This is a genomic window from Streptococcus oralis (assembly GCF_026782125.1).
Lineage (GTDB): Bacteria > Bacillota > Bacilli > Lactobacillales > Streptococcaceae > Streptococcus > Streptococcus oralis_CE.
Window position 1 is genome coordinate 265,387 of the sequence record NZ_JAKUVY010000001.1, and the last position, 21,022, is coordinate 286,408.

Below are 21,022 nucleotides of genomic sequence, written 5' to 3' on the forward strand. Positions count from 1 at the left end.
GATGGTGATTTTTATCTGCAAGCCTGTCTTTGTGGTATAATAAATACTATGCAGAAAAAACCAACGTCCGCCTATGTGCATATTCCCTTTTGCACACAGATTTGTTATTATTGTGACTTTTCAAAAGTATTTATCAAGAATCAACCAGTAGATAGTTACCTGGAGTATCTGCTAGAGGAGTTTCGTTCTTATGATATTCAAAAGTTACGAACCCTCTACATTGGAGGTGGGACGCCAACGGCTTTGTCAGCTCGGCAATTAGAAGTGCTCCTGGATGGCTTGACTAAAAACTTGGACTTGTCTGTCTTGGAAGAGTTGACCATTGAGGCCAATCCAGGCGACTTGGATGCGGATAAGATTGCGGTTTTGAAACAGTCGCCAGTCAATCGTGTTTCCTTGGGTGTGCAGACTTTTGATGACAAAATGCTGAAAAAGATTGGGCGTAGTCACTTGGAGAAGGATATTTATGAAAATATTGACCGCCTCAAACTGGCTGGTTTTGACAATATCTCCATCGATTTGATTTACGCTCTACCTGGTCAAACTATGGCTCAGGTCAAGGACAATGTAGCTAAGGCCATTTCGCTTGACATTCCTCATATGAGTCTTTATAGCTTGATTTTGGAGAATCATACGGTCTTTATGAACCGCATGAGACGAGGGAAACTGCCCCTACCTAAGGAAGAGTTAGAAGCGGAGATGTTTGAGTACATTATTGCAGAGCTTGAGCGAGCTGGTTTTGAGCATTATGAGATTTCCAATTTCTCTAAGCCTGGCTTTGAAAGTCGCCACAATCTCATGTACTGGGATAATGCCGAGTATTATGGCATCGGTGCGGGCGCTTCGGGTTATGTGAACGGGGTGCGTTATAAAAACCACGGTCCTATCCGCCACTATCTCAATGCAGTAGAGGCAGGAAATGCTCGGATTACAGAAGAACACCTGAGTCAAAGGGAGCAGATGGAAGAAGAAATGTTTCTGGGACTCCGGAAAAAATCCGGGGTTTCCATGGCGCGATTTGAGGAAAAATTCGAACGGTCCTTTGATGAACTATATGGAAAAATCATCAGAGACTTGGTTCAACAAGGACTCATGCAGATCGATGGTGATCGTGTCCGAATGACAAAGAGAGGTCTCTTTTTAGGAGACACTGTAGCAGAACGATTTATTTTGGAGTAGAACAATGGGCTTAACTTATCAAATGAAAATGAAAATTCCTTTTGATATGGCGGACATGAACGGTCATATCAAACTTCCAGATGTGATTTTGCTGTCCCTGCAAGTATCAGGTATGCAGTCGATTGAGCTAGGAGTCAGTGACAAGGACGTATTGGAGCGTTACAATCTGGTCTGGATTATCACGGATTATGAAATTGAAGTGGTTCGCTTGCCTCGCTTTGCTGAAGAGATTACGATTGAAACAGAAGCATTGACTTACAATCGTCTTTTTTGCTACCGCCGTTTCACTATCTATGATGAAGCAGGTCAAGAAATTATTCGCATGGTAGCAACCTTTGTTCTCATGGACAGAGATAGTCGGAAAGTCCATGCTGTAGAACCGGAGATTGTTGCGCCTTACCAGTCTGAGTTTGATAAAAAACTCATCCGTGGGCCAAAGTATGTAAATCTAGAAGATCCAATCAGTAAAGACTACCATGTTCGTTTTTACGATTTGGATATGAATGGTCATGTCAATAATAGTAAATACCTAGACTGGATTTTTGAGGTCATGGGTGCCGATTTTCTAACCAAGTACATTCCAAAGAAAATCAATCTCAAGTATGTCAAAGAAGTGCGGCCAGGTGGCATGATTGCTTCAGCTTATGAACTCAAGGGACTAGAAAGCAAGCATGAGATTATCAGTGATGGCGAGATTAATGCCCAAGCTATGATTACGTGGCAAGAAATTAAAGGCAATTAGAAAGGACGATATGACTTATAAAGGTTATTTAATTGATTTAGACGGAACCATTTACAAGGGGAAAGACCGGATTCCGGCGGGTGAGGCTTTTGTCCATGAGTTACAAAAAAGAGAAATTTCCTACCTCTTTGTGACCAATAATACAACTCGTACTCCTGAGAGTGTACAAGAGATGTTGGCTCAGAATTTTAATATCAACACGCCTTTATCAACTGTCTACACAGCGACTTTGGCAACCATCGACTATATGAATGACTTGGGATTGGAAAAGACAGTCTATGTCATCGGAGAAGCAGGACTCAAGGATGCCATTCAGGCGGCTGGTTATGTCGAAGACAAGGAAAATCCTGCCTATGTGGTAGTTGGACTGGACTGGCAAGTCGACTATGAAAAATTTGCGACGGCGACTCTAGCCATTCAAAAGGGGGCTCACTTTATCGGAACCAACCCTGACCTCAATATCCCGACGGAACGTGGTCTTTTGCCAGGTGCTGGTTCACTAATTACACTTCTTGAAGTAGCAACACGAGTAAAACCAGTTTATATTGGGAAACCAAATGCTATCATCATGGACAAGGCGGTTGAGCACTTAGGTTTGAAAAGAGAAGAATTGCTCATGGTTGGAGACAATTACCTGACAGATATCCGAGCAGGGATTGACAATGGCATTCCAACTCTCTTGGTGACGACAGGTTTTACCAAGGCAGAAGAAGTAGCGGACCTGCCAATCGCACCAACTCATGTGGTGTCTAGCCTTGCGGAGTGGAATTTTGATGAGAACTAAACTGACTTTTTGGGGAAGTATGCTTTTTCTCCTTTCCATTTCTATTCTCTTAACCATTTATCTGGCATGGATTTTCTATCCTATGGAGATTCAGTGGCTGAACTTAGCGGATCGAGTCTATCTAAAGCTCGAAACCATTCAGTACAATTTTCATATCTTGATGAATTACCTGACCAATCCCTTTAGTCAGGTCTTAGAGATGCCAGATTTCCGTTCGTCAGCGGCTGGTTTACACCACTTTGCGGTGGTGAAGAATCTCTTCCATTTGGTTCAGCTGGTCACTTTGGTGACACTTCCAAGTTTCTATTTCTTTGTTAAAAAGATTGTCAAAAAAGGCTTTTTAGCACTATATCGTAAAAGTATCTTGACTTTAGTGCTATTGCCTCTGGTCATTGGGCTTGTGGGAGTGTTGATTGGTTTTGAGCAATTCTTTACTCTTTTCCATCAGATTCTCTTCGTCGGAGATGATACCTGGCTTTTTGATCCAGCAAAGGATCCCGTTATTTGGATTTTGCCAGAGACTTTCTTTCTCCATGCCTTTTTACTTTTCTTTGCTTTTTATGAAGGAATGTTTGGTTTCCTTCTTGTTAAAGCTTCAAGGAAATAGTGGAAAAAATTCTGTATTTTTAATAAAAAACGAGAGAAATTGCTCTGTTCCCTATTTATTGTTAGGTTATCCTAAAGATAAACTTGCAAAGCAGGAGATTTTTGCAGAAAAGAGTCTATTTTCTATGAAAAAATAGGCTTTTTTTCTAAAAATACCTAGTCAAGCGCTTTATTTTTTTGTATAATAGAAATAGCAAGTATAGATTAAAGAAGAGAAAAGCATGATTACACTATTTTTATCACCGAGTTGTACATCATGTCGTAAGGCAAAGGCTTGGTTAGAGACGCATAAAGTGCCCTTTCAAGAGCATAATATTATGACTAGTCCTTTAACAAGAAAAGAATTACAACATATTCTTTCCTTGACCGAAAATGGTACTGATGACATCATTTCAACTCGTTCAAAAATCTTCCAAAAATTAGATATTGATGTAGAGAGTATCTCGGTATCGGAGTTGCTTCAGTTGATTGAGCAATATCCTAGTCTTTTGCGTCGCCCAATTATTATAGATACCAAACGCATGCAGATCGGTTTTAATGAAGATGAGATTCGTGCTTTTCTCCCTCGTAGTTACCGTAAACAAGAATTGAAAGAAGCAACATTGAGAGCTGGTATAGGATAGATGAACAAACAGTATAGTTACCCACTAGATTTGTCGTGGAGCACTGAAGAACTTGCTTCAGTGCTTTCTTTTTTTAATGATGTTGAAGCTGCTTATGAAGATAAGGTAGAAGCAAAAAAACTGCTAGAGTCTTACAAGGGATTTAAGTCAGTCGTTCCGAGCAAAAGTGAAGAAAAGCGCCTAGGTCGCGAATTTGAGAGGGCTAGCGGTTATTCCTTCTATCATGCAGTTCAATTAGCAAAAGAAAAAAGAGAAGGGAAGATTTCTCTTGGAAACTAAATTTGAATTTGCCAAACAGATTGTGCAGGAAGCTGCTGCCTATATTTTGGCTCACATGAAAGAAGATTTGCAGGTTGAGCGCAAGTCTTCCCCTACTGACTTGGTAACACGTTTGGACAAGGAGGTCCAGCAACTCTTGGTTGATCGGATCAAGTCCTCCTATCCTGAGGACTTGATTTGCGCGGAAGAGGGTTGTTTACGTGCTGCAGTCGGTCAAGGTTGTGTTTGGGTGATTGATCCCATTGACGGTACCAATAATTTTGTCGCCCAGCAGGAAGATTTTGCCGTTATGCTGGCTTATTTTGAGAATGGTGTGGGCAAATTTGGCATCATCTATGATGTCATGAAAGGTGATTGTTACCATGGTGGTAGTGCCTTTCCTCCTTGTCGTAATAATGATCCCTTACCGCCTTTTAAAAAGAAACCTCTTCAAGAATTTTTAGTTGCCGGTAACTCAGGTATGTTTGAAAGTAATGAGTGGGGCTTGGCGGATTTGGGCCGAGCAGCATTGGGAGTCCGTGTCTACGGCAGTGCGGCCATTAGTTTTGCTAAGGTTTTATCGGGTCGTCTTCTGACTTATATTACCTACTTGCAGCCATGGGATTACGCTGCGGCCAGCATCTTAGGGGAAAGTCTGGGTTATCGCCTTCTTACGGTATCGGGTGAACCTGTTGATTTTAAAACGCGTCAGCCTGTCATGATGGTGCCAATCGAGATGCAAGAAGAGATTCAGTCTTATATCTACGAAAGGAAAGAAAACTAAATGCAATTTCCAGAAGGATTTGTTGAAAAATATGAAGTGATACTAAAAGATGAGGCAAGAGACTTTCTTGCCTCTTTTAAACAAGAAGCAGTTTCAGCTTTTCGGATCAATCCCTTAAAAGAAAATCAGTTGTCGTTTGCAGATGCCATTCCCCATACACCTTGGGGACACTATGGTAAGGTCTCAGGGAAGTCACCAGAGCACGTGACAGGTCTCGTTTATTCGCAAGAGCCTGCAGCCCAAATGGTGGCCCAGATAGCTCAACCAAGACCTGGCATGAAGGTCTTGGACTTGGCTGCAGCACCAGGTGGGAAATCCACTCAACTAGCAGCCTATCTGGCTAATCAAGGAGTCCTTGTCTCTAACGAAATTTCAAACAAGCGTGCTAAGATTTTAGTGGAAAATATGGAGCGATTTGGAGCGACAAATGTTGTCGTGACCAATGAATCTGCTGACCGCTTGGCCAAGGTTTTTAAAGGTTACTTTGATGTGATTGTCCTTGATGCCCCTTGCTCGGGTGAAGGGATGTTTCGTAAGCAGCCCGATGCCATGGATTATTGGAGTACCGATTATCCTAGCCAATGTGCCAATCTCCAAAGAGAAATTTTAGAAGATGCAGTGACCATGCTTGCAGAAGGTGGCCGTCTGGTTTATTCGACCTGTACCTGGGCGCCAGAGGAAAATGAAGAAATCATCCACTGGTTGCTGGATACTTATGAATTTGAACTGCTTCCAGTCGAGCATGTGAACGGTATGGTAGCAGGAATTGATCTTCCTGAAACTGCGCGGATGTATCCTCATCATTTCAAAGGAGAAGGTCAGTTTGTTGCCCATTTGCAGTTTAAGGGAGAAAATTCGGGACCTAAATTCAAAGCTAGCAAAAGCAATCTCAGTCGTGAACAATTGGCTCTGTGGCAAGAATTTGCCCAAAAACACTTGCGGGTCAATCTAACTGGTATCTTGCAAACTTTTGGAGATCAGCTCTATCTTTTGCCAGAGATGCTACCTGATCTAGGAAAACTCAAAATTGCTAGAAATGGCCTCCATCTGGGGACTTTTAAGAAGAAACGCTTCGAACCAAGTTTTGCTCTGGGATTAGCCTTGAAACCAAGCCAAGTAAAACAAAGGGTCGAAATCAATGATGAGGACTTTGTAAAATATGTGGCTGGTGAGACTGTTCAATTGTCTGAAGCTCGACCAAATGGCTGGTATCAAGTTGTGGTTCAAGGAAACGGATTAGGCTTTGCCAAAGTAACGGGAAATGTTTTGAAAAATTATTATCCAAAAGGGCTCAGATTCAGGTGAAAAAGCTAGTCAAAGAGCCTATTCTATGTTATAGTGGAAGTATGAGTTTTTTCTGATAGTCTTTCATTATTACTTATATTATACGATGGAATTGTCCGCTCCGAAGAATGTCTAGATAAAATAAAGCGGGACAATCATTGATGATTATTGGATGATCAGGACAAACGGAAGAAATCAGAACATTTATCATTATGTTCAAGGAGAATAACAGTGAAAAAAAGAAAAAAGCTCGTCATGTCTCTTGTAGCTCTTTTGGTGGCAGGTTCTCTAGCAGGATGTGCTAGCTGGATTGATCGTGGAGAATCTATGACAGCCGTTGGTTCAACAGCTCTTCAGCCTCTTGTCGAAGCGGCAGCAGATGAATTTGGTTCTAGAAATATCGGAAAAACAGTCAATGTTCAAGGCGGTGGATCGGGTACAGGACTATCTCAAGTCCAGTCTGGAGCAGTAGACATCGGGAACTCTGACGTTTTTGCAGAGGAAAAAGATGGAATCGATGCTTCAGCTCTAGTAGACCACAAGGTTGCAGTGGCTGGTCTTGCTGTGATTGTAAACAAGGAAGTGGATGTTGAAAATCTCACAACCGAGCAACTTCGCAAAATCTTTACAGGTGAAGTGACCAACTGGAAAGAAGTTGGGGGCAAAGACCTGGCCATTTCAATCATCAACCGAGCAGCAAGTTCTGGTTCACGAGCGACGTTTGATACGGTGGTTATGAATGGCCAAGCGGCAATGCAGAGCCAAGAGCAGGATTCTAACGGGATGGTCAAGTCGATTGTATCCCAAACGCCTGGAGCCATTTCTTACCTATCCTTTGCCTATGTAGATGACTCCGTGAAAAGCATGAAACTGAATGGGTATGAGCCTACGTCTGAGAATGTAACGACCAACAACTGGCCTTTGTGGTCTTATGAACATATGTACACACTTGGTCAGCCAAATGAGTTAGCTGCTGAATTCCTGAATTTTGTCCTCTCAGATGAAGCTCAAAATGGAATTGTTAAGGGAATGGGCTATATCTCTATCAATGAAATGAAAGTCCAAAAGGATGCTTCAGGTACCGTTACAGCAGTAGAAGGAGGTCAATAATGAATCAAGAAGAATTATCTAAAAAATTACTCTCTCCTTCAAAGAACTCTCGCCTTGAGAAGTTTGGTAAAGGTTTGACCTTCACTTGCCTTTCTTTGATTGTTATCATTGTGGCGATGATTTTGATTTTTGTAGCCCAAAAAGGCTTGTCGACCTTCTTTGTCAATGGAGTGAACATTTTTGATTTCCTCTTTGGACAAACTTGGAATCCTTCAGGGAAACAATTTGGTGCTCTTCCGATGATTTTGGGTTCCTTTATTGTGACGATTTTATCAGCTCTTATCGCAACACCCTTTGCTATTGGTGCTGCAGTATTTATGACAGAAGTATCACCAAAGGGTGCAAAGATTTTGCAACCGGCCATCGAACTTCTTGTCGGTATTCCTTCAGTCGTCTATGGATTTATTGGTTTGCAAGTTGTGGTGCCTTTTGTTCGTAGCGTCTTTGGTGGAACTGGTTTTGGGATCTTGTCAGGGATTTTCGTTCTTTTTGTCATGATCCTACCAACTGTTACCTTTATGACAACAGATAGCTTGCGTGCTGTTCCTCGTCATTACCGTGAAGCTAGTTTAGCCATGGGAGCCACTCGTTGGCAAACCATCTGGCGTGTGACCTTGAAAGCAGCACGTTCAGGTATTTTCACTGCAGTGGTCTTTGGGATGGCGCGTGCCTTCGGTGAAGCTCTTGCTATTCAGATGGTTGTTGGAAACTCAGCAGTTATCCCAACCTCGTTAACAACACCAGCTGCAACTTTGACTTCTGTTTTGACTATGGGTATTGGAAATACCGTCATGGGAACGGTTGATAATAACGTTCTCTGGTCCTTGGCCTTAGTCTTGCTCTTGATGAGTTTGGCCTTTAACAGTGTGATTAAATTGATTACGAAAGAAAGAGGAAAGAAAAACTATGCACGCTAAGAAATTAGATAAACTTGCAACAGCTGTCCTCTATACCATCGCGGGTATCATCGTGACCATTTTGGCATCTTTGATTCTCTATATCTTGGTGAGAGGGTTACCGCATATCTCTTGGTCTTTCTTGACTGGGAAATCCTCCTCTTATCAAGCAGGTGGGGGTATCGGGATTCAGCTCTACAATTCCTTCTTCCTTTTGGTCATCACCTTGATCATTTCAGTTCCACTATCTATGGGAGCTGGTGTTTTCCTTGCTGAGTATGCCAAAAAAGGGCCTGTGACCAATTTTATTCGTACCTGTATTGAGATTTTGTCTTCTCTACCATCAGTCGTTGTGGGTCTCTTTGGTTACTTGATCTTTGTAGTCCAGTTTGAGTATGGATTTTCAATCATTTCAGGTGCCTTGGCCTTGACGGTCTTTAACCTCCCTCAGATGACTCGAAATGTTGAGGACAGTTTAAAACATGTTCACCATACACAACGTGAGGCTGGTTTGGCCCTCGGAATTTCTCGTTGGGAGACTGTGGTCCATGTCGTCATTCCGGAAGCCCTACCAGGTATCGTAACGGGTGTTGTCTTGGCCTCTGGCCGTATCTTTGGTGAGGCTGCCGCTCTTATCTATACGGCAGGACAATCCGCTCCAGCCCTTGACTGGTCTAACTGGAATATCCTCAGTGTTACCAGTCCTATCTCAATCTTCCGTCAAGCAGAAACCTTGGCTGTCCACATCTGGAAGGTCAACAGTGAAGGAACCATTCCTGATGCTACTATCGTATCAGCAGGTTCTGCCGCTGTGCTCCTCATCTTTATCTTGATTTTTAACTTTGGAGCACGCAAACTCGGAAGCTATTTACACAAGAAATTAACCGCTGCCTAAAGGAGAAGCCATGTCAAAATATAACTGGGATGAAAAGCATATCATCACCTTCCCTGAAGAAAAAGTGGCCCTCTCTACCAAGGATTTACATGTTTACTATGGTAAAAATGAATCCATCAAGGGCATCGATATGCAATTTGAAAAAAATAAAATAACAGCCTTGATTGGCCCCTCTGGATCAGGGAAATCTACTTATCTTCGCAGTCTCAATCGGATGAATGATACCATTGATATTGCCAAGGTCACAGGTCAAATCCTCTATCGAGGGATTGACGTTAATCGTCCAGAAATCAATGTCTATGAGATGCGCAAGCATATCGGAATGGTCTTTCAACGTCCAAATCCATTTGCCAAGTCTATTTATCGCAACATTACTTTTGCTCATGAACGTGCAGGTGTTAAGGACAAGAAAGTCCTTGATGAAATTGTCGAAACCTCTCTCCGACAGGCTGCCCTTTGGGATCAGGTCAAAGACGACCTCCACAAATCAGCCTTGATGCTTTCTGGAGGTCAGCAACAACGTCTCTGTATCGCTCGCGCCATCTCTGTTAAGCCAGATATCCTCTTGATGGATGAACCGGCTTCAGCCTTGGATCCGATTGCGACAGCCCAACTGGAAGAAACCATGTTGGAATTGAAGAAGGACTTTACCATCATTATCGTTACCCACAGTATGCAACAGGCTGCGCGTGCAAGTGACTACACAGGATTTTTCTACCTGGGTGATTTGATTGAGTATGATAAGACATCCAATATTTTCCAAAATGCTAAGTTACAGTCAACCAATGACTATGTAACGGGACACTTTGGTTAGAAAGGAAATGGTATGTCAGAAGCGATTTTACAGGTCTCAGACCTGTCCGTTTATTACAATAAAAAGAAGGCCTTGAATAGTGTTTCCCTTTCTTTCCAACCTAAGGAAATAACGGCCTTGATAGGTCCATCTGGATCAGGAAAGTCCACCCTACTCAAAGCCATCAACCGCATGGGCGATCTCAATCCTGAGGTGACAACAACTGGATCAGTAGTCTATAATGGTCACAATATCTACAGTCCCCGTACTGATACGGTTGAATTGCGTAAGGAAATCGGTATGGTCTTTCAACAGCCCAATCCCTTCCCTATGTCTATCTACGAAAATGTTGTCTATGGGCTACGTATCAATGGGGTTAAGGACAAGCAAGTCCTTGATGAAGCGGTCGAAAAGGCCTTGCAACGTGCTTCTATCTGGGATGAAGTAAAGGATCGTTTGCATGATTCGGCCATTGGTCTCTCAGGTGGACAACAACAACGTGTTTGTGTTGCTCGTGTCTTAGCAACCAGTCCCAAAATTATCCTCTTAGATGAACCAACTTCGGCTTTGGATCCTATTTCTGCAGGTAAGATTGAGGAAACCTTGTATGGTCTGAAAGATAAGTACACCATGCTCTTGGTAACGCGTTCGATGCAACAGGCCTCACGTATCTCTGATAAAACAGGATTTTTCCTAGATGGGGATTTGATCGAGTTTAACGATACGAAGAAGATGTTCCTAGACCCACAAAACAAGGAAACAGAAGATTATATTACAGGAAAATTTGGATAAGGAGTTGAATGATGTTACGATCTCAATTTGAAGAAGATTTGGAGAAATTGCACAACCAGTTCTATGCTATGGGACAAGAAGTGCTCTCGCAGATCAATCGTACAGTGCGTGCCTTTGTTACGCATGACCGTGATTTGGCAAAAGAAGTCATCGAAGACGATGCAGAAGTAAATGAATATGAAGTGAAGTTAGAAAAGAAATCATTTGAAATGATCGCCCTCCAACAACCTGTTTCGCAAGACCTTCGTACCGTCTTGACCGTTCTCAAGGCAGTGTCAGACGTGGAACGCATGGGAGATCATGCAGTGTCTATCGCTGAGGCGACCATTCGTATGAAGGGGGAGCAACGTATCCCTTCTGTTGAAGAAGAAATCAAAAAGATGGGACGCGACGTGAAAAATTTCGTCGAAGCAGCTCTAGATCTCTATCTCAACGGTTCTGTGGATCAAGCCTACGAAGTCGCGGCTATGGATGAAAAAATCAACCATTACTTTGATAGCATCCGTGATTTGGCTACAGAAGAAATTAGGAAAAATCCTGAAGCTATCGTTACAGGTCGTGATTACTTCCAGGTCATTTCTTTCTTGGAACGTATTGGAGACTACGCAAAAAATATCTGTGAATGGGTTGTTTACTTTGAAACAGGTAAGATTGTCGAACTATAAGAAACGGTTTAAATATACAGAAATAAGGCTGATTAAAATAAATCAGTCTTCTTTTTATGAAAAGAATTGTTTTACAATCAAAATCTTTAAAAGGGTTGACAACTATTTTTAAAAGAGTTATAATTATTCAGAATTAACAGAAAGGTCGTTTATTTATGAAATTCAAGAAATGGATATTAGTTGTGTGTAGCATGCTTGCCAGTGTGGTTTTAGTAGCTTGCCAGTCAGGAACAGATAGTTCCCAGTCTGCTGTGGACGCTATTAAACAAAAAGGAAAGCTAGTCGTTGCGACCAGCCCAGACTATGCACCGTTTGAATTCCAAGCCTTGGTAGATGGTAAAAACCAGGTAGTTGGAGCAGATATTGATATGGCTCAAGCGATTGCGGATGAACTTGGAGTGAAGCTTGAAATCTCTAGCATGAGTTTTGACAATGTCTTGACTAGCCTTCAAACTGGAAAGGCTGACTTGGCCATTGCAGGTATTAGTGCTACAGATGAGAGAAAGGAAGTCTTTGACTTTTCAATCCCTTACTATGAAAACAAAATGAGCTTCTTGGTTAGAAAAGCCGATTTAGACAAATACAAGGATCTTTCAAGCCTCGCAAGTGCCAATATCGCAGCTCAAAAGGGAACTGTGCCAGAAACCATGGTCAAGGAACAATTACCAAATGCCCAGTTGACATCCTTGACCAATATGGGGGAAGCGGTTAATGAATTGCAAGCTGGAAAAGTGGATGCGGTTCATATGGATGAACCAGTTGCTCTTAGCTACGCAGGTAAAAACTCAGACCTTGTCGTTGCATCTGTTAACTTGACAATGAAAGATGGCGAAGCAAATGCTGTTGCTATTAAGAAGGATCAGTCAGACTTGAAAGCAGTAGTCGATAAGGTTATCCAAAAACTGAAAGATGACGGAACCTATCAAACTTATCTTGAAAAGGCAGCGAAACTAACAGAAGTTGAACAATAAGAAAAGAGCAGAGTTGGACTTTAATCCAACTCTGCTATTATGTATTCTAATAGCTCTTCTAGATTTTCAAGAGTGACTTTGGCAAACTGATAAGGACAGGCGTCCAAATAAGCCTTCTCAAAAAAGTCTAATTTGAGTGAGCTGTGTTTCAAACTGGCAATCTTAGGATAGTGTCTCAAATCAAGCAAAAGACCATCGTGTAGAGGATAGTGGGGTAAGGGACAGGTGTTTTTTTCAAGTACTTTCTTTATCTGAGTCTGATAGTTCTCTTGAAGGGTCAGTCTGGTCAATCGATTTTTTTCAAATAACTGACTATCGATGTAAAGAGAGAGCGCCTTTTGCATGATGAGATTGCTGTCATAGTCCAGGATATTTTTGTAGGAAACAAAGGCCTCTTTTAGGGCATTTGGGAGAATGAGAGCGGTAATACGAAGGGCTGGAAAGAGACTGGTTGAGAAGGACTTGATATAAATGACCCGATCTTCAGTATCCAGATAGTGGAAGGTTTGGCTCTTCCTAGGATCTAGGTCCCCTAAATAGTCATCCTCTACGATGTAAACACCATACTGGTTTGCTAGATCCAGAATAGCCTTTTTTTCCTGATCAGAATAGGAATGACCTAGGGGATAGTGGAAGCGAGGAATGGTATAGAAAAACTTGATTTTCCCAGATTTGAACTGTTTTTCCAGTTCTTCAAGGTCAATGCCATCAATACGGCGTTCAATGGTTTGGTAGGCCAATCCTTGAGCGACCAAGAGACGATTCATTCGGTGGTAAGTCGGTTGTTCGACTAAAATCTCCTCTCCCTCGCTCGGGAAGTCAATCTGAGAAAGGATAAAGAGAGCTTGCTGGGTACCAGATGTTAGAACCAGTTGGTCGGGTTTGCAGTAGAGGGCTTGGTTGAAAAGAAGTTGATGGACAGATTGTCTCAGTTCCTCAAGCCCTTCTTGGTTATCATAGTAGTTGAAGAGGTAGTTTTCTCTTCCAATCAGTGTTTCATTGACACAGAGTCTGAAGTCGTCATAGGCACTGGCATGTTCGTCAGTGACTTCGATTTCCAAGTCCTGATGCTGTCCTTGTTCCAGAACATAGTAACCACTTTGGGGTTTGGCATAGAGGTATTGTTCATGGCGTAATTCCAGCAGGGCTCGTTGGATAGTGTCCTTGCTACAGTGGAAGTCTTGGCTCAGTTGACGGATGGAGGGAAGCCGGCTACCTGTTGGAAATTTTCCTGATTCGATCCCCTTTTTTAGAAAGGAAACGACTACTTGGTATTTACTTTCTTTCTTCATTCCAGACCTCCGTTGATTTTGTTACATTGTACCTTTTTTTTGCCTCCTTTGCAATGGGAAAAGCATTCCCCCTTTCACAACTAGGAGCAAATGTGGTATACTTAGAAAGTATGATGATTCATTGAACAGAAGATAAGAAAGAGAATGGATAGAAAAGTGCAGGAACCGGTAAAATTATTTCAATACAATACTCTAGGTGCCCTAATGGCTGGTCTCTATGGCGGAACCATGACAGTGGGAGAATTGCTAGAACATGGTGATCTTGGTTTGGGGACTTTGGATTCGATTGACGGGGAGTTGATTGTCCTTGATGGCAAGGCTTATCAAGCCAAGGGATCTGGTCAAACGCCTGAAATCGTTGAAGTGGCAGCGGATGCCCTTATTCCCTATGCAGCAGTGGTTCCTCATCAGGCAGAAGTGATTTTTCGTCAGCGCTTTGAGATGACGGATAAGGAATTGGAAAAACGAATTGAGTCCTACTATGATGGGGAAAATCTTTTTCGCTCCATCAAGATTCATGGCGAATTTTCACAAATGCACGTGCGGATGATTCCCAAATCCACACCTGATACCAAGTTTGCTGATGTAGCGACACACCAACCTGAATATAGCCGTGAAAATGTATCGGGAACCATTGTTGGATTTTGGACACCGGAGATTTTCCATGGAGTGAGTGTTGCAGGCTACCATTTGCATTTTATCTCAGATGATTTGACCTTTGGTGGGCATGTGATGGACTTTGTTATCAAAGAAGGAATGATTGAGGTTGGGGCAGTCGACCAGTTGGACCAACGTTTTCCAGTCCAAGATCGCCAGTATTTATTTGCCAAATTTAACGTTGACGAGATGAAGAAAGATATTGATAAGTCAGAATAGGAGAAAAAGATGACAGTACATATTATCCTCACCATGATCGCTTTGGTTCTCATTCTAGTAAGTGGAACTTGGTATGCCAAAAAACGGTTTAAAATCTCTCTTGCAGTGATGGGCTTGGGGGCAATCGCATTTTTTGTTTCTTCTCAAGTGTTAGAGAAGATGGTTCACCTTCTGATACTCCATCCGCAAAAAGATGGAACCATTCCGCTTATGCAGGAGCAGCCTTTCTTATATGTGCTTTATGGAATCGCCATGGCGACCCTCTTTGAGGAAACAGCTCGTCTTGTCTTTTTTAAATGGTTGGAGAAAAAGAGAAAGCTAGAAGATCGAGATGCTTTGGCTTATGGTTTGGGACATGGGGGCTTGGAAATGCTCTATCTCGGAATGGGAAGCTTGATCAGTCTTTTGATTCTCTTTTCACTCATCCAGTCTTCAAATACTGATGTAGCCAATCTTCTTCCAAAATCTACACTCGAAACGGTTCAGTCTCTTTCTGTATGGCAGGTTTATTTACTAGGAGTTGAACGTGTGCTTGCTCTGGTTCTGCAAATTGGTCTCTCTATCTGGGTCTATCAAAGTGTCCGTCAAAAGAAATGGATCTACCTCCTTGCCGCCTATGGTTTGCATGCCTTGTTTGACTTGGCTCCAGCCTTATCTCAAGTGGGATGGATTGCAAATCCGCTTCTAGTTGAGTTTGTTCTTCTCGTAGAACTTTTAGTCTTTATCTGGCTGACAAAATTTACATTTTGGAAAAAATCATAAAAAGAGGGGTGACCTCTTTTTTTATGTAAAGATAAAACAAGCTCTTTTTATGGTCGTCAAATGTCTCTAAAAATGGTATAATGGAATGAATTTTGAAAAAGGAAGAGTGACATGTCAGTAAAAGAAAAAATGCTTGAAATCCTAGAAGGAATCGATATTCGTTTTAAGGAACCCTTGAAGACCTATACCTATACAAAGGTAGGAGGTCGAGCGGATTATCTAGTTTTGCCACGCAATCGCTATGAGATGGCCCGTGTCGTCCAATTTGCCAATCAAGAGAATATTCCTTGGATGGTGCTTGGGAATGCCAGCAATATCATTGTTCGTGAAGGTGGAATCCGTGGTTTTGTCATCTTGTGCGATAAGCTTAATAACGTTTCAGTTGATGGCTATACCATTGAAGCGGAAGCAGGAGCGAACTTGATCGAAACAACACGTATTGCCCTCCGTCATAGTTTGACTGGTTTTGAGTTTGCTTGTGGGATTCCTGGAAGCATCGGTGGAGCTGTCTTTATGAATGCGGGTGCCTATGGAGGAGAGATTGCTCATATCTTGCAGTCTTGTCAAATTTTGACCAAGGAAGGGGAAATCGAGACCTTATCTGCCAAGGATTTGGCTTTTGGTTACCGTCATTCAGCTATTCAGGATTCTGGGGCTGTTGTTTTGTCAGCTAAATTTGCCCTATCTCCAGGGAATCATCAGGTCATTAAGCAAGAAATGGATCGCTTGACGCACCTACGTGAACTCAAACAACCTTTAGAGTACCCATCTTGTGGTTCAGTCTTTAAGCGTCCAGTGGGGCATTTTGCAGGACAGTTGATTTCAGAGGCTGGCTTGAAAGGCTATCGTATCGGTGGTGTGGAAGTATCTGAAAAACACGCAGGTTTCATGATCAATGTTGCTGACGGAACGGCCAAAGACTATGAAGACTTGATCCAATCTGTTATCGAAAAAGTCAAGGAACACTCAGGTGTCACTCTTGAGAGGGAAGTTCGTATTTTGGGTGAGAAAGAATAAGGTTGGGGTAGAAAAGTTGCTGCTATAACCATTGTAAAGGGGGTGAAAGCCTATCGTTAGTGAAGATGTATGTAGGCAGTTTAATCTCCTACACGAGGTAGTAGCGGCCTGACAGAGCCCTGATCTGTTAATTTATGAAAAAGAAGGAATTTATGACAATTGAAAAAACCAATTATTGAATTCAAAAACGTCTCTAAAGTTTTTGAAGACAGCAACACCAAGGTTCTCAAAGACATTAACTTTGAGTTAGAAGAAGGAAAGTTCTATACCCTATTAGGCGCATCTGGTTCAGGAAAATCAACCATCCTGAACATCATTGCAGGTTTACTAGATGCAACGACAGGTGATATTTTACTGGATGGGGTGCGGATCAATGACATCCCAACTAATAAACGAGACGTCCATACGGTCTTCCAATCCTATGCCTTGTTTCCACATATGAATGTGTTTGAAAATGTTGCCTTTCCACTCCGCTTGCGTAAAGTCGACAAGAAAGAAATCGAACAACGCGTAGCGGAAGTTCTCAAGATGGTTCAGCTGGAAGGTTATGAAAGACGTTCCATCCGCAAACTCTCTGGAGGACAACGTCAGCGTGTAGCCATTGCCCGTGCCATCATCAACCAACCCCGTGTGGTCTTGCTGGACGAGCCCTTGTCAGCGCTGGACTTGAAATTGCGAACAGACATGCAGTACGAACTGCGTGAATTGCAGCAACGATTGGGGATTACCTTTGTCTTTGTCACTCACGATCAGGAAGAAGCTCTTGCCATGAGTGACTGGATTTTCGTTATGAATGATGGCGAGATTGTCCAGTCTGGAACACCTGTGGACATCTATGATGAGCCGATCAACCATTTTGTTGCCACCTTTATCGGTGAGTCCAACATCTTGCCAGGAACCATGATTGAGGATTACTTGGTCGAGTTTAACGGCAAACGCTTTGAAGCGGTCGATGGGGGGATGAAGCCAAATGAGCCTGTCGAGATTGTCATTCGTCCAGAGGACTTGCGCATTACCCTTCCTGAGGAAGGCAAGCTCCAAGTTAAGGTTGATACCCAGCTTTTCCGTGGGGTTCACTACGAGATTATTGCCTATGACGAACTTGGAAATGAATGGATGATCCACTCGACTCGTAAGGCCATTGTGGGTGAGGAAATCGGTCTGGACTTTGAACCAGAAGACATCCACATCATGCGTCTCAACGAAACCGAAGAAGAGTTCGATGCACGTATCGAGGAGTACGTAGAAATCGAAGAGCAAGAAGCAGGTCTGATAAACGCGATCGAGGAGGAAAGAGATGAAGAAAACAACCTCTAAACTCTTTGTAGTGCCCTATATGCTTTGGATCGCCCTCTTTGTTCTCGCACCCTTGGTCCTGATTTTTGGACAATCCTTTTTCAACATCGAAGGGCAGTTTAGTTTAGAAAATTATAAATCTTACTTTGCGTCACAAAATTTGACCTATCTTAAAATGAGTTTCAACTCTGTGCTTTATGCAGGGATTGTCACCTTGGTAACACTGCTCATCAGCTATCCAACAGCCCTCTTTTTGACTCGTCTCAAGCACCGTCAACTCTGGCTTATGCTGATTATTTTGCCAACTTGGATCAATTTGCTCCTCAAGGCCTATGCCTTTATCGGAATTTTTGGTCAAAATGGCTCTATTAATCAATTCCTAGAATTTATTGGAATCGGTTCGCAGCAGTTGCTCTTTACCGATTTCTCCTTTATCTTTGTCGCAAGTTACATCGAGCTTCCCTTTATGATTTTGCCCATTTTCAATGTCTTGGATGATATGGATAACAATCTCATCAATGCCAGCTATGACCTCGGTGCGACCAAGTGGGAGACCTTCCGCCATGTCATCTTCCCTCTATCGATGAATGGAGTGAGAAGTGGGGTTCAGTCTGTCTTTATCCCAAGTTTGAGTCTCTTCATGCTGACACGTTTAATCGGTGGGAACCGCGTTATCACGCTGGGAACGGCTATTGAGCAGAACTTCCTGACCAATGATAACTATGGTATGGGTTCAACCATTGGTGTGATCCTCATCCTGACCATGTTCATCACCATGTGGGTGACCAAGGAAAGGAGAGAACGATGAAAAAATTTGCCAATCTCTACCTAGCCTTTGTCTTTATCGTCCTTTATTTGCCAATTTTTTACCTGATTGGCTACGCCTTTAACGCAGGGGATGATATGAATAGTTTTACCGGCTTTAGCTTGAGCCATTTTAAAACCATGTTTGGTGATGGCCGTCTCATGTTGATCCTCACTCAAACCTTTTTCTTGGCCTTTCTAGCTGCCTTGATTGCGACCATTATCGGGACTTTCGGTGCTATCTATATCTACCAGTCTCGTAAGAAATACCAAGAAGCCTTTTTATCACTCAATAATATCCTCATGGTTGCGCCTGACGTTATGATTGGTGCCAGTTTCTTGATTCTCTTTACCCAGCTTAAGTTTTCACTTGGCTTTTTGACGGTTCTATCTAGCCACGTGGCCTTTTCCATCCCTATCGTGGTCTTGATGGTCTTGCCTCGTCTCAAGGAAATGAATGATGACATGATCCATGCGGCCTATGACTTGGGAGCCAGCCAGTTTCAGATGTTTAAGGAAATCATGCTACCGTACCTGACACCGTCTATCATTGCAGGTTATTTCATGGCCTTCACCTATTCGCTAGATGATTTTGCCGTGACCTTCTTTGTCACAGGGAATGGCTTTTCGACTCTATCAGTCGAGATTTACTCTCGTGCTCGTAAGGGAATTTCGTTAGAGATCAATGCCCTCTCTGCCCTTGTCTTTCTCTTTAGTATTATCCTAGTTGTAGGTTATTACTTTATCTCACGTGAGAAGGAGGAGCGAGCATGAAAAAACTCTATTCATTTTTAGCAGGAATTGTAGCGATTATCCTTGTCTTGTGGGGGATTGCGACTCATCTAGACAGTAAAATCAATAGCCGAGACAGTCAGAAATTGGTTATTTACAACTGGGGGGACTATATCGATCCAGAACTCTTGGAGAAATTCACAGAAGAAACAGGAATCCAAGTACAGTACGAGACCTTTGACTCCAACGAGGCCATGTATACCAAGATCAAGCAGGGTGGAACGACCTACGACATTGCTATCCCTAGTGAATACATGATCAACAAGATGAAGGACGAAGACCTCTTAGTTCCGCTTGATTATTCAAAAATTGAAGGAATCGAAAATATCGGACCTGAGTTCCTCAACCAGTCTTTTGACCCGGGCAACAAATTCTCCATCCCGTACTTCTGGGGAACCTTGGGAATTGTTTACAATGAAACTATGATAGATGAGGCGCCCGAGCATTGGGATGACCTCTGGAAACCAGAATACAAGGATTCCATCATGCTCTTTGATGGGGCGCGTGAGGTGCTGGGACTCGGGCTTAACTCACTCGGTTACAGTCTCAACTCCAAGGATCCTCAGCAGCTGGAAGAGACAGTGGATAAGCTCTACAAATTGACCCCAAATATCAAGGCCATTGTGGCAGACGAGATGAAGGGTTACATGATTCAGAATAATGCTGCCATCGGTGTGACTTTCTCTGGGGAAGCCAGCCAGATGTTGGAGAAAAATCCTAACCTCAAGTATGTCGTTCCGACTGAGGCCAGCAATCTCTGGTTTGATAACATGGTCATTCCAAAAACCGTGAAAAACCAAGATGCCGCCTATGCCTTTATCAACTTTATGTTGAAACCCGAAAATGCTCTGAAAAATGCGGAGTATGTAGGTTACTCAACACCCAACCTACCAGCTAAGGAAATGCTCCCAGAGGAGACTCGTGAGGACAAATCCTTCTATCCAGACGCTGATACCATGAAACACCTAGAAGTTTATGAGAAATTTGACCATAAATGGACAGGAAAATACAGCGACCTCTTCCTACAGTTTAAAATGTACCGGAAGTAGGAGATATGCTTTCTTGTCAGCTTTCCTAGTTGACGCAGAACCCAAAAAACGATATAATAAGAAAGTTGAGAATTGATTTTCTGTCATCTTAGTCCAGAGAAATGGCGGTGCTGCGAGCCATCTAAGCTAGGAAGTCATGCTACTCAATCAGACAATTGCATAAGATTAAGAGAATGACAAGTTCATTGAATGAAGGTGGTACCGCGGTTTTTCGCCCTTCGTGATGTGAACTTGTCTTTTGATTTTTGGAGGTGTTTATGAAGACATTTCTCGTGAAACAAAAGTTTCGTCTTGGAGGCGAACGCTTCGATATCAAGGATGATAGAGGAGTAGTGAACTATCAGGTGGAGGGCTCTTTCTTCCAAATTCCTAAGACCTTTACCATCTATGATGCCTATGGTGAGCAGGTCAGTGAGATTAGTAAAGAATTTTTCACCTTGCTTCCTCGCTTTACTATTCAGCTACGAAACGGTTCCAATTTCGTTATTCGTAAGAAGTTGACCTTCTGGCGAGATAAGTATGAGTTTGACAATCTGGGGCTTCGTATCGAGGGCAATATCTGGGATTTGAATTTCAAATTGTTGGATGACCGCGACCAAGTGATTGCCGAGATTCGGAAAGAGATTTTCCATTTGACCTCAACTTACACCGTAACCGTCTATGAAGACTCTTATGCAGACCTAGTCATTTCCCTCTGTGTCGCGATTGACTATGTGGAGATGCTGGAAAGCCAATCAAATTAAACAAGTAAT

Annotated in this window: 24 protein-coding genes; 23 read left to right on the forward strand and 1 reads right to left on the reverse strand. The window is 42.6% G+C overall.

From position 1 onward, the window contains the following. The first annotated feature begins 48 nt into the window (after positions 1 to 48). The 15 genes from hemW (at position 49) to MK385_RS01310 (ending at position 12,382) form a co-directional block, all read left to right on the forward strand. Positions 49 to 1,179: a radical SAM family heme chaperone HemW gene (gene hemW, locus MK385_RS01240; RefSeq protein WP_268725057.1), complete on the forward strand. Its 1,131-nt coding sequence runs from the start codon at positions 49 to 51 to the stop codon at positions 1,177 to 1,179. Between the two features lie 4 nt (positions 1,180 to 1,183). After that, on the forward strand, positions 1,184 to 1,921 hold the full coding sequence (locus MK385_RS01245) for an acyl-[acyl-carrier-protein] thioesterase (RefSeq protein WP_268725058.1): 738 nt from the start codon (positions 1,184 to 1,186) through the stop codon (positions 1,919 to 1,921). A 10-nt stretch (positions 1,922 to 1,931) separates the two neighbouring features. After that, positions 1,932 to 2,705: a TIGR01457 family HAD-type hydrolase gene (locus tag MK385_RS01250; RefSeq protein WP_268725059.1), complete on the forward strand. Its 774-nt coding sequence runs from the start codon at positions 1,932 to 1,934 to the stop codon at positions 2,703 to 2,705. Continuing rightward, the gene (locus MK385_RS01255) at positions 2,695 to 3,312 is read left to right on the forward strand and encodes a TIGR01906 family membrane protein (RefSeq protein ID WP_268725060.1); all 618 of its coding nucleotides are present in this window, start codon (positions 2,695 to 2,697) and stop codon (positions 3,310 to 3,312) included. The genes MK385_RS01250 and MK385_RS01255 overlap by 11 nt, the downstream gene beginning before the upstream one ends. A gap of 220 nt (positions 3,313 to 3,532) precedes the next feature. Then, entirely contained in the window at positions 3,533 to 3,934 is a 402-nt protein-coding gene (locus MK385_RS01260; protein WP_000631261.1) for a Spx/MgsR family RNA polymerase-binding regulatory protein, read from the forward strand. Next, a complete protein-coding gene (locus MK385_RS01265; RefSeq protein WP_268725061.1) occupies positions 3,935 to 4,213 on the forward strand; it encodes a UPF0223 family protein in 279 nt (92 codons plus the stop codon). Then, positions 4,203 to 4,976: an inositol monophosphatase family protein gene (locus tag MK385_RS01270; RefSeq protein ID WP_084874223.1), complete on the forward strand. Its 774-nt coding sequence runs from the start codon at positions 4,203 to 4,205 to the stop codon at positions 4,974 to 4,976. Before MK385_RS01265 ends, MK385_RS01270 begins: the two co-directional genes overlap by 11 nt. Further along, positions 4,977 to 6,281 carry an RsmF rRNA methyltransferase first C-terminal domain-containing protein gene (locus MK385_RS01275; RefSeq protein WP_268725062.1) on the forward strand — a complete coding sequence of 435 codons (1,305 nt, stop codon included), beginning with the start codon at positions 4,977 to 4,979 and terminating at the stop codon, positions 6,279 to 6,281. A gap of 210 nt (positions 6,282 to 6,491) precedes the next feature. Then, positions 6,492 to 7,370 carry a phosphate ABC transporter substrate-binding protein PstS gene (locus MK385_RS01280; RefSeq protein ID WP_268725063.1) on the forward strand — a complete coding sequence of 293 codons (879 nt, stop codon included), beginning with the start codon at positions 6,492 to 6,494 and terminating at the stop codon, positions 7,368 to 7,370. Further along, a complete protein-coding gene (gene pstC / locus MK385_RS01285; RefSeq protein ID WP_001070951.1) occupies positions 7,370 to 8,287 on the forward strand; it encodes a phosphate ABC transporter permease subunit PstC in 918 nt (305 codons plus the stop codon). The genes MK385_RS01280 and pstC overlap by 1 nt, the downstream gene beginning before the upstream one ends. Next, entirely contained in the window at positions 8,277 to 9,161 is an 885-nt protein-coding gene (gene pstA, locus MK385_RS01290; protein WP_000543055.1) for a phosphate ABC transporter permease PstA, read from the forward strand. Before pstC ends, pstA begins: the two co-directional genes overlap by 11 nt. Positions 9,162 to 9,171: 10 nt before the next feature. Further along, positions 9,172 to 9,975: a phosphate ABC transporter ATP-binding protein PstB gene (gene pstB, locus MK385_RS01295; RefSeq protein WP_000049851.1), complete on the forward strand. Its 804-nt coding sequence runs from the start codon at positions 9,172 to 9,174 to the stop codon at positions 9,973 to 9,975. A gap of 12 nt (positions 9,976 to 9,987) precedes the next feature. Then, positions 9,988 to 10,746 carry a phosphate ABC transporter ATP-binding protein PstB gene (gene pstB / locus MK385_RS01300; protein ID WP_001287329.1) on the forward strand — a complete coding sequence of 253 codons (759 nt, stop codon included), beginning with the start codon at positions 9,988 to 9,990 and terminating at the stop codon, positions 10,744 to 10,746. Positions 10,747 to 10,757: 11 nt separating this feature from the next. Further along, positions 10,758 to 11,411: a phosphate signaling complex protein PhoU gene (gene phoU / locus MK385_RS01305; RefSeq protein WP_000946469.1), complete on the forward strand. Its 654-nt coding sequence runs from the start codon at positions 10,758 to 10,760 to the stop codon at positions 11,409 to 11,411. A 155-nt stretch (positions 11,412 to 11,566) separates the two neighbouring features. Continuing rightward, positions 11,567 to 12,382, forward strand: coding sequence for an ABC transporter substrate-binding protein (locus tag MK385_RS01310; RefSeq protein WP_268725064.1), 816 nt, complete (start codon positions 11,567 to 11,569; stop codon positions 12,380 to 12,382). Between the two features lie 20 nt (positions 12,383 to 12,402). Here MK385_RS01310 and MK385_RS01315 read toward each other — a convergent pair whose 3' ends face one another. Then, positions 12,403 to 13,674 carry an aminotransferase-like domain-containing protein gene (locus tag MK385_RS01315; RefSeq protein ID WP_268725065.1) on the reverse strand — a complete coding sequence of 424 codons (1,272 nt, stop codon included), beginning with the start codon at positions 13,672 to 13,674 and terminating at the stop codon, positions 12,403 to 12,405. Between the two features lie 144 nt (positions 13,675 to 13,818). On the opposite strand from MK385_RS01315, the gene budA reads away from it, so the two are divergent. The 8 genes from budA to MK385_RS01355 all read left to right on the forward strand — a co-directional run bounded on the left by budA (position 13,819) and on the right by MK385_RS01355 (position 21,013). After that, positions 13,819 to 14,550, forward strand: coding sequence for an acetolactate decarboxylase (budA, locus tag MK385_RS01320; RefSeq protein WP_000375405.1), 732 nt, complete (start codon positions 13,819 to 13,821; stop codon positions 14,548 to 14,550). A gap of 9 nt (positions 14,551 to 14,559) precedes the next feature. Then, positions 14,560 to 15,312: a YhfC family intramembrane metalloprotease gene (locus tag MK385_RS01325; RefSeq protein WP_268725066.1), complete on the forward strand. Its 753-nt coding sequence runs from the start codon at positions 14,560 to 14,562 to the stop codon at positions 15,310 to 15,312. 111 nt (positions 15,313 to 15,423) lie between these two features. Next, positions 15,424 to 16,329, forward strand: a complete 906-nt coding sequence (gene murB / locus MK385_RS01330) for a UDP-N-acetylmuramate dehydrogenase (RefSeq protein ID WP_061406829.1) — start codon at positions 15,424 to 15,426, stop codon at positions 16,327 to 16,329. Positions 16,330 to 16,488: 159 nt separating this feature from the next. After that, a complete protein-coding gene (locus MK385_RS01335) occupies positions 16,489 to 17,646 on the forward strand; it encodes an ABC transporter ATP-binding protein (RefSeq protein WP_268725067.1) in 1,158 nt (385 codons plus the stop codon). Beyond that, a complete protein-coding gene (locus MK385_RS01340; protein WP_000754114.1) occupies positions 17,627 to 18,433 on the forward strand; it encodes an ABC transporter permease in 807 nt (268 codons plus the stop codon). The genes MK385_RS01335 and MK385_RS01340 overlap by 20 nt, the downstream gene beginning before the upstream one ends. Beyond that, complete coding sequence (locus MK385_RS01345) at positions 18,430 to 19,203, forward strand: ABC transporter permease (protein WP_268725068.1); 774 nt, start codon at positions 18,430 to 18,432, stop codon at positions 19,201 to 19,203. The genes MK385_RS01340 and MK385_RS01345 overlap by 4 nt, the downstream gene beginning before the upstream one ends. Next, a complete protein-coding gene (locus MK385_RS01350) occupies positions 19,200 to 20,270 on the forward strand; it encodes an ABC transporter substrate-binding protein (protein WP_049479160.1) in 1,071 nt (356 codons plus the stop codon). The genes MK385_RS01345 and MK385_RS01350 overlap by 4 nt, the downstream gene beginning before the upstream one ends. 257 nt (positions 20,271 to 20,527) lie before the next feature. Next, entirely contained in the window at positions 20,528 to 21,013 is a 486-nt protein-coding gene (locus MK385_RS01355) for an LURP-one-related/scramblase family protein (protein ID WP_000847087.1), read from the forward strand. Positions 21,014 to 21,022: the final 9 nt, after the last annotated feature.